The organism is Mesorhizobium sp. P3_A9 (genome assembly GCF_056402975.1).
Genome location: NZ_JBFUGJ010000276.1, coordinates 1 through 8,128, shown reverse-complemented (window position 1 = coordinate 8,128; position 8,128 = coordinate 1). Strand labels below are relative to the sequence as shown.

The following is an 8,128-nucleotide window of genomic DNA, read 5'->3' as shown; positions in this document are numbered from 1 at the left end:
CGCCAGCACGGCGGCGGCGGTCAGCATCCCCATGGCGCTTGCGTCGACGCCGAGGCCGGACGGCTGTTGCCCGAGGCCCAGGCTGCCGACGGAACCAAGGTCGATGAGACTGCTGAGCGGGATCTTGACCGTGCTCGTCGACTTGGAGGCGATGGTCTGCAGGGCGACCTTGGCCGTGTTGCCGAGGCCGGGAACATTGGCCATGGCGGTGGCGATCTGGCCGACCGTCGCCTTCGAGGCCAGCACGTCCGAATAGGTACCGGCCGTGATGTTCAGCTGTGTGCCGAGCGCACTGATGAAGGAAAGCACGCTGACATCGGCTGAGATCAGTCCGTTATAGTCCATGACGCTGAGCGAGATGTTGCCGCCGAGAAGCCCGCTCAGAAGAGCGTTGAGGATGCCGCCATTGACGCTGAGCAGTCTCGATCCGACCGAGAATGTCGCCTGCGGTGTCATGCTCGCCGTGGCTTGGGTGCCGATGACCGGACTGGGGATGATCGAGCTGGCGAAATAGCGGGCGGGGATTTTCGTCAGCGTGACACGCACCGCGTTGTAGGGTGTCACGCCTGCCTGGAAGCGCTGGGTGACATTGGTGGTCGACGAGGCATATCGGCCTTGCGTGACCGTCACCACCGTCTTTCCGACAGCCGGGGCAATGGTCTGGCCCGAAGCTTGAACGACGACACCAGGCATGCCGTTGTCGGTGAGCGTGGTGACGACCGCCGTGTTGACATTGTTGATGTTCGAGGCGGCGGTGATCGCCGCCAGGTCGACCATCGCCTGGGCTTGCCGACGCTCGCCGTAGATGGAGGCTTCGTCGATGGCCACCGCGGCCAGCGCCAGCGCGACCGGCGCGCTCAGTGCGGTCATGACGGCGAAGTTTGCTTTCCTGTCTCCCACCATCGACCGTGCAAGCCGGCCGATGCCCTTGCCCGCACGCTGCAGCATTTAGATACCTCCGACCCTGATCGTTGACTGGCGCGTGATCGTGGTTCCCGGCATCGCTATGCCCGGGAAAAGATTCCAGATCGGCAGGTTGCGGGCATCGTACGAGATCGACACCACGAACTGGCTTCCATCAGCCACGCTGTCATTGGCCTGGTAGGTCAGTTTGCTGGCGTCCACGAACGGGTAGCCACCGGCATTTGTGGTCAGGTAGCTGGCCACCAGCGTCTGGCGCTCGGTCTGGTTCAAACCGGCTATGGCCGTCCGGGCGGCATCGGCCGCGATCTGCTGGATCGAGTTGGCGGCACCAAAGTAGATGCCATATGCAACCATTCCGAGCAGAATAAGGATGAAGAGCGGCGACAGCAGAGCGAACTCGACCGCTGAAGTTCCCGAACTGTCTGTCCGGAACGCGAGCCTTCGGACCCTGGAAATGAGGTTCTGAACCATGATACTAGCATGCCAAAGTTCGCATGCAGAAAGCGAAAACTCCGGGCACAACCTGAGGATGTGCGCGATTGAAAATGCGGCTCTAATTTAGCCGTTGCTTCTTCGATTATGAGGATTGACTTAGGGTCAATCAGTACTCGGTTGAAAAGAGCTTACCTCCTGTCTAGTCTCCTGCCACCAGCTGCCGGAGGGAACCGGCGGCGCGCTCAAAGGGGCCAGATATCGGCTCCGGGGCGTCAACACGAAAAGGCGCGCCGACGGCAGCGCCGACAGGGAGAACTTCATGCTGAAAAACATGCTGAAGGCGACGGTATTCGCCACCACCATGGCGGTAGCCGCCGGGGCATTCTACACGCCGGCCTTCGCCGAGACCGTCTATAACAGGGGCACCGCCGCTGAATCGGAATCGGTCGACCCGCACAAGACCTCGACGGTCTATGAAGCGAATGTGCTGCGTGACCTGTTCCAGGGCCTGGTCATGCAGGACGAGAAGGCGAACCTCATCCCGGGCGCCGCCGAAAGCTGGACGGTATCGGATGACGGCACCGTCTACACCTTCAAGCTGCGCAAGGACGGCCAATGGTCGGACGGCAGCCCGGTGACGGCGGACGACTTCGTCTACGCCTTCCACCGGCTGGAAGACCCGGCGACCGGCGCCGAATACGCCTCGATGCTGTACCCGGTGAAGGGTGCCGAGGACGTCAACACCAAGAARGGCAAGCCCGAGGACATGGGCGTCAAGGCAATCGACGCCAACACCCTGGAAGTGACCTTGAAGGCGCCGACCCCGTACTTCCTGGAGATGTTGACCCATCAGGCGACCTATCCGGTCTCGAAGGCCTCGATTGAAAAGCTCGGCGCCGACTGGATCAAGCCCGGCAATCTTGTTTCGAACGGCGCCTATACGCTGGCCGAATGGGTTCCCAACGACCACATGAAACTGGTCAAGAACCCGAAATTCTGGGACGCCGCTACCGTCAAGTTCGACGTGGTCAACTACATCCCGACCGAAGACCGTTCATCGGCGATGAAGCGCTTCGAGGCGGGCGAACTCGACAGCTATGACGATCTGCCGACCGAACAGCTTGCCGATCTCAAGACCAAGTTCGGCGACCAGATCCACGTCGGCCCGTATCTCGGTACCTACTATTACGCGATCAAAACCGACAAGGCGCCGTGGAACAACCCCGAGCTGCGCAACGCCATTTCGATGGCGATCGACCGTGACTTCATCGCCGAAAAGGTCTGGCAGAACTCGATGCTGCCCGGCTATTCGATGGTGCCTCCCGGCATCGAGGGCTACACGCCSGCAATGGCCAAATWYGCYGACATGCCGCAGATCGACCGYGAGGAYGCCGCCAAGAARATCCTSGAGAARCTCGGCTATACGCCCGAAAAACCCTTGAAGATGGAAATCCGCTACAACACCTCGGAGAACCATAAGAACACCGCGGTTGCCATCCAGGAGCAGCTGAAGCCGCTCGGCGTCGACGTCACGCTGCTCAACACCGACACCAAGACCCACTACTCCTTCCTTGAGCAGAAGGGCGACTACGACGTGGCGCGAGCCGCCTGGATCGCCGACTACAAGGATCCGGAGACCTTCCTCGGCATCTCGCGCAAGGCGAGCGGCAACAACTACTCGAACTACAACAGCGCGCCATACGAAGCGGCCATGGACAAGGCGGCCGCCGCCGGCGGCAAGCCCGAGGAGCGCATGAAGGAGCTCTCCGAGGCCGAGCGCATTCTCGTCGACGACGTCGGCCAGATCCCGCTGCTCTACTACAGCTACCACGACATCGTTTCCTCGAAGCTGCATGGCTTCGTCGACAACGTGATGGACGTCCATCCGTCGCGTTTCGTCAGCAAGGACTGATCCCTGGCCAAGCCGCCGCGTCCTTCAGGGCGCGGCGGTGCTGGTTTGCCATCGCATCGGCCGGGAAGCGCAATCGATTTTCGGAAAATCCGGTGCGAAGATTTGAAGACTGGAGCACAATCGTCCGACTTGACGGGTGTGTTCCGGATCAAGTGGGGCACCGATGCTGCGATACGTCTTCCGGCGGCTTTTGACCGCCATCCCGACGCTGTTCGTCATCGTGACGATGGCGTTCTTCCTGATGCGCGTCGCGCCAGGCGGGCCATTCAACCAGGAGCGGGGGCTGAGCCCCGAGATCAAGGCCAACCTTGAAGCCCAGTTCGGCCTCAACGATCCGCTCTGGCTGCAATATGTCCACTATCTCGGCAATCTGTTGCGCGGCAATTTCGGCCCGAGCTACAACATGCCGGATTTCACCGTCACCGAACTGTTTGCCAAGGGCCTGCCCATTTCGATCCAGCTCGGTGCCTCGGCGCTGATCCTGGCGCTCCTGCTCGGTTCCGTGCTCGGCACCATTGCCGCCCTCAACCAGAACAAGCTTGGCGACTATACGGTGATTGCGCTGGCGACGGCGGGCAGCACCATCCCCACCTTCGTCATCGCGCCCGTGATCCAGCTGCTGTTCGGGCTGACCTGGAAGCTGCTGCCGATCGGTGGCTGGGGTGATGGCGCCTTCATCAACAAAGTCGGCCCGGTGCTGACCCTTGCCTTGCCGCAGATCGCCATCGTTGCCCGCCTGATGCGCGGCTCGATGATCGAATCATTGCGTTCCCACCATATCCGCACGGCACGCGCGCTCGGCCTTTCCGACTGGTCGGTGGTGGTCAAGCACGCCCTGCGCGGCGCCATCCTGCCGATCGTCTCATTCACTGGCCCGGCGGCGGCGGCCCTTTTGACCGGATCGGTCATTGTCGAGACGATCTTCTCCATTCCTGGCGTCGGCCGCTATTTCGTCGATGCCGCGCTCAACCGCGACTACACGCTGGTGATGGGAACGGTGGTGGTGATCGCCATCTTCACCATCGTCTTCAACCTGATCGTCGACGTCATGTACGCGGTCGTCGACCCGAGGGTGCGCTATGACTGACATCGCAGCCGCAGCAGCTCCCGCCATCGTTGGCCGTTCGCTCTGGGGCGATGCATGGGCGCGCCTCAAGGCCAACCGCGCCGCCATGTTCAGCCTCTATTACCTTGCCTTGATCGGGCTCGTCAGCGTGTTCGGCCCCTGGTTCGTGCCGCATCAATACACGACCATCTATGCCGACTATGTCCGCATGCCGCCAAGCCTGTCGGCCTACCCGAAGCCCGAGATGATTCAGGGAGCACTCACGGACGCCATCAAGCGCATGCGGGTCGACCTCAAGGAATGGCATCAGGAAGGCAGCCGCGTCACGGTCACCGTCACCTCGACCAAACCGATCGATGATCGCAACATCCGCTACCTCGACCGCTCCGATGCCTTTGACGACACCAAGATCGAGAACAAATCGCCCGACGGGCTCGAGGTGACGATGAGCACATCGGTCAAGCAGCAATATTTCCTGTTCGGCACCGACAACACCGGCCGCGATCTTCTCTCGCGCACGCTGATGGCCGGGCGCATCTCGCTGGCCATCGGCCTGCTCGCCGGCGTCGTGGCGGTGGTGATCGGGGTGATCTACGGCGCCGCCGCCGGCTTTTCCGGCGGCAAAACCGACGAGGTGATGATGCGCATCGTCGATGTGCTCTATTCCTTGCCGTTCATCTTCTTCGTCATCATGCTGGTGGTGTTCTTCGGCCGCAACTTCGTGCTGATGTTCCTGGCGGTCGGCGCGGTGCTGTGGCTCGACATGGCGCGCATCGTGCGCGGCCAGGCGCTGTCGATCCGCCGCCAGGAATATGTCCAGGCGGCGGAAGCCATGGGCGTCGGCCAGCGCGGCATCCTGCTGCGCCATGTCATCCCCAATCTGCTCGGCCCGGTGGTGATCTACATGACGCTGCTGGTGCCGCAGGTCATCATCCTGGAAAGCTTCCTGTCGTTCCTCGGCCTCGGCGTGCAGGAGCCGATGACCAGCTGGGGCGTACTGATCTCGGTCGGCGCCAAGAACATCGGCACCGCCAACTGGCTGCTGCTGTTCCCCGCCTTCTTCCTCGTCTCGACGCTGTTTGCGCTGAATTTCGTCGGCGACGGCCTGCGCGATGCGCTCGATCCAAGGGACCGCTGAGATGGAAACTCCCGAAACGATCCTCAGCGTCAAGGACCTGCGCGTGCGCTTCCGCACGCTCGACGGTGCCGTCGAAGCGGTGAAGGGCATAAACATCCACGTCAAATCAGGCGAGACCGTTGCCGTGGTCGGCGAGTCCGGCTCCGGCAAGAGCCAGACCATGATGGCGGCGATGAGCCTGCTGGCTTCTAACGGCGAAGCCACCGGCAGCGTCGACTATCGCGGCCGCAACCTGCTCACACTGAGCAAATCCGACCTGAACAAGGTCCGCGGCGCCAAGATCAGCATGATCTTCCAGGAGCCGATGACCTCGCTCGATCCGCTCTATTCGATCGGCAACCAGCTGATCGAACCGATCCGCCGGCATCGCGGCCTGAATGCCGCCGACGCACGCGAAGAGGCGCTCAAGCTTTTGCGGCTCGTGCATATTCCCGATCCGGAGCGGCGGATGAAATCCTATCCGCACGAAATGTCGGGCGGCCAGCGCCAGCGCGTGATGATCGCCATGGCGCTTGCCAATGCCCCCGACATCCTGATCGCCGACGAGCCGACGACSGCGCTCGACGTCACCATCCAGGCGCAGATYCTGATGCTGCTSGCCGAACTGCAGCGCAAGCTCGGCATGGCSATCGTCTTCATCACCCACGAYCTCGGCATCGTCCGSCGCTTYGCCGACCGMGTCTATGTCATGCGCCAGGGCGAGGTCGTCGAGGAAGGCGAGGCCGAAGCGATCTTCGCCAACCCGCAGCACGCCTACACCAAGATGCTGCTGGCGGCCGAGCCGACGGGAACCAAGGCGCCTCCGCCCGCCAATGCACCCGTGGTGCTCGAAGGCAGGAATGTCGAAGTTACATTCAGGATCGGCGGCGGGTTTCTGGCCGGCGAGCCGCTGATGCTGCGCGCCGTCGATGACATCTCGATCCGGCTGCARCGCAACCAGACCATCGGCATTGTCGGCGAATCCGGTTCAGGCAAATCGACGCTCGGCCGCGCCTTGCTGCGGCTKCTGCCSAGCGATGGGCTCATTCGTTTCGGCGAYCGCGACATCTCCCAGGCCGACCGGCAGCAGATGCGGCCGCTGCGGCGCCAGATGCAACTCGTCTTCCAGGATCCGTTCGGCTCGCTGTCGCCGCGCATGACCGTCGGCCAGGTCATCACCGAAGGCCTGCTGGTGCATGAGCCAAACCTTTCGGGCAAACAGCGCGACCAGCGCGCGGTCGAGGCCTTGCTTGAGGTCGGCCTCGATCCCAACGCCCGCAACCGCTACCCGCACGAATTCTCCGGCGGCCAGCGGCAGCGCATCGCCATTGCCCGCGCCATGATCCTGAAGCCAAAGATGGTGGTACTGGACGAGCCGACCTCGGCGCTCGACCGTTCGGTGCAGAAACAGATCGTCGAACTGCTGCGCAAGCTGCAGGCCGATCACGAACTGTCCTACCTGTTCATCAGCCACGATCTCTCGGTCGTGCGCGCCATGGCCGACTACATCATCGTCATGAAACAGGGCAAGATCGTCGAGGAGGGACCGACCGAGGCGATCTTCAGCAACCCGCAGCATATTTACACGCAGACGCTGATGGCCGCGGCGATCGATGTCACGCGCTTCCGGCTGAGCGCGTGAGACGCGCTTCAATCATCGCGGCGGCAACTATTCGCTCAGCCCGCTGACCTCGGACATTTGCGCGCTCGCGCAGCGGCAATGGCATCCTGCTGCTGTTTCAGCCGGTCGATCCTTGCCGTTTCACGATTGGCCACTGCGGTTTTCACACGCGAACCGCCAAGCAGCCAGCGCGGAACACTGGTGTTGGCGACCTTGCCGCGGGTTATCGCGGTTTGCGAGATTTCGCCTGCATTGGTCCCCAGCGCGCTGTTAAGCTCGGTGCAGCTCATCGTGTCGTACTTCGCCGGGTCAGCCGTCCCGCTGAGGGAAGTGCAGCCCGCGACGACAAACAGTATGAGCACCAGCGTGAGCGGGTAGGCAACGGTAGAAGGCAATTTCATCGTCCAACCTTGCTCCCGCGCCGCCCTTAGAGCAATTCCAGGAAAAGTGTGAAACGGTTTCCCCGGGAAAAGCGCGTAGCGCTTTCCCTAGGGAATTGCGTCAAAACAAAGAGTTAGAGCAGGTTGCCGTTTTCGTGAAACGGTGAACTGCTCTAGCCATCCGATTGTTCCATGGAAGTAGAGCGGCTCGCTCGCATCGTCAAACGACATTCCTTGCCAACGAGATTGGATCTGACCGGCTCTGGGTTCCCATCGCGCCTGGTATCTTGCCCCGTCGAGACGATACTGATTTGCTCGGGCAGCAGATAAGAGTTCGATCGAAGGGGCAATCATTTGGGATACAAGCATGCGTCGATGGTTCTTCTGATTAGTCTAGCCCTGCTGGGATTGGGGTCAGAGCAAGCCGATGCCCGTTTGAGAGTGACGGAGACGACCAAATATTTTGCTGTCTCTGGAACGTCCGTTCCAGAGTTGCTCGACAGCCTGAGGCGCGCGCATTCAAATTTTGACGCGGAGACGCACTGGGACGCTTCTGTCAATCACACCTGGAGGCGGTCCGGCAAAACATGCCGGATGAAAAGCGTCGACGTTGCATTGAAGTTGACGGTGTTGTTGCCGAAGCTCGCTACGAAGGTTCCGCCCGATGTGCAAG

7 protein-coding genes and 1 pseudogene are annotated in these 8,128 nt (G+C 61.7%); 5 read left to right on the top strand and 3 right to left on the bottom strand.

The features are described 5' to 3' along the window. Positions 1 to 948, bottom strand: a pseudogene (locus AC1DX0_RS26850) (hypothetical protein); the annotation flags it as partial. Next, the gene (locus AC1DX0_RS26845; protein ID WP_477219563.1) at positions 949 to 1,395 is read right to left on the bottom strand and encodes a TadE family protein; all 447 of its coding nucleotides are present in this window, start codon (positions 1,393 to 1,395) and stop codon (positions 949 to 951) included. It abuts the pseudogene before it with no gap. A 283-nt stretch (positions 1,396 to 1,678) separates the two neighbouring features. Here AC1DX0_RS26845 and AC1DX0_RS26840 point away from each other — a divergent pair, with 283 nt between their 5' ends. The 4 genes from AC1DX0_RS26840 to AC1DX0_RS26825 all read left to right on the top strand — a co-directional run bounded on the left by AC1DX0_RS26840 (position 1,679) and on the right by AC1DX0_RS26825 (position 7,096). Continuing rightward, positions 1,679 to 3,271 carry a peptide ABC transporter substrate-binding protein gene (locus AC1DX0_RS26840; protein ID WP_477357447.1) on the top strand — a complete coding sequence of 531 codons (1,593 nt, stop codon included), beginning with the start codon at positions 1,679 to 1,681 and terminating at the stop codon, positions 3,269 to 3,271. 163 nt (positions 3,272 to 3,434) lie between these two features. After that, positions 3,435 to 4,358, top strand: coding sequence for an ABC transporter permease subunit (locus AC1DX0_RS26835; RefSeq protein ID WP_477219561.1), 924 nt, complete (start codon positions 3,435 to 3,437; stop codon positions 4,356 to 4,358). Then, entirely contained in the window at positions 4,351 to 5,475 is a 1,125-nt protein-coding gene (locus AC1DX0_RS26830) for an ABC transporter permease (protein ID WP_477357445.1), read from the top strand. The genes AC1DX0_RS26835 and AC1DX0_RS26830 overlap by 8 nt, the downstream gene beginning before the upstream one ends. A 1-nt stretch (position 5,476) precedes the next feature. After that, a complete protein-coding gene (locus AC1DX0_RS26825; protein ID WP_477219559.1) occupies positions 5,477 to 7,096 on the top strand; it encodes an ABC transporter ATP-binding protein in 1,620 nt (539 codons plus the stop codon). 35 nt (positions 7,097 to 7,131) lie between these two features. Here the strand turns inward: AC1DX0_RS26825 and AC1DX0_RS26820 are convergent, their stop codons facing one another. Beyond that, positions 7,132 to 7,476, bottom strand: a complete 345-nt coding sequence (locus AC1DX0_RS26820; protein ID WP_475451739.1) for a hypothetical protein — start codon at positions 7,474 to 7,476, stop codon at positions 7,132 to 7,134. Positions 7,477 to 7,830: 354 nt separating this feature from the next. On the opposite strand from AC1DX0_RS26820, the gene AC1DX0_RS26815 reads away from it, so the two are divergent. Continuing rightward, positions 7,831 to 8,128 (top strand): DUF922 domain-containing protein (locus AC1DX0_RS26815; protein WP_477357443.1); only part of this gene is annotated, 298 nt, incomplete at its 3' end.

What these genes read in the sequence shown, in the direction of transcription:
- AC1DX0_RS26845 (WP_477219563.1), bottom strand. Translation starts at nt 1,395, where the DNA reads ATGGTTCAGAACCTCATTTCCAGGGTCCGAAGGCTCGCGTTCCGGACA.
- AC1DX0_RS26835 (WP_477219561.1), top strand. Translation starts at nt 3,435, where the DNA reads ATGCTGCGATACGTCTTCCGGCGGCTTTTGACCGCCATCCCGACGCTG.
- AC1DX0_RS26830 (WP_477357445.1), top strand. Translation starts at nt 4,351, where the DNA reads ATGACTGACATCGCAGCCGCAGCAGCTCCCGCCATCGTTGGCCGTTCG.
- AC1DX0_RS26820 (WP_475451739.1), bottom strand. Translation starts at nt 7,476, where the DNA reads ATGAAATTGCCTTCTACCGTTGCCTACCCGCTCACGCTGGTGCTCATA.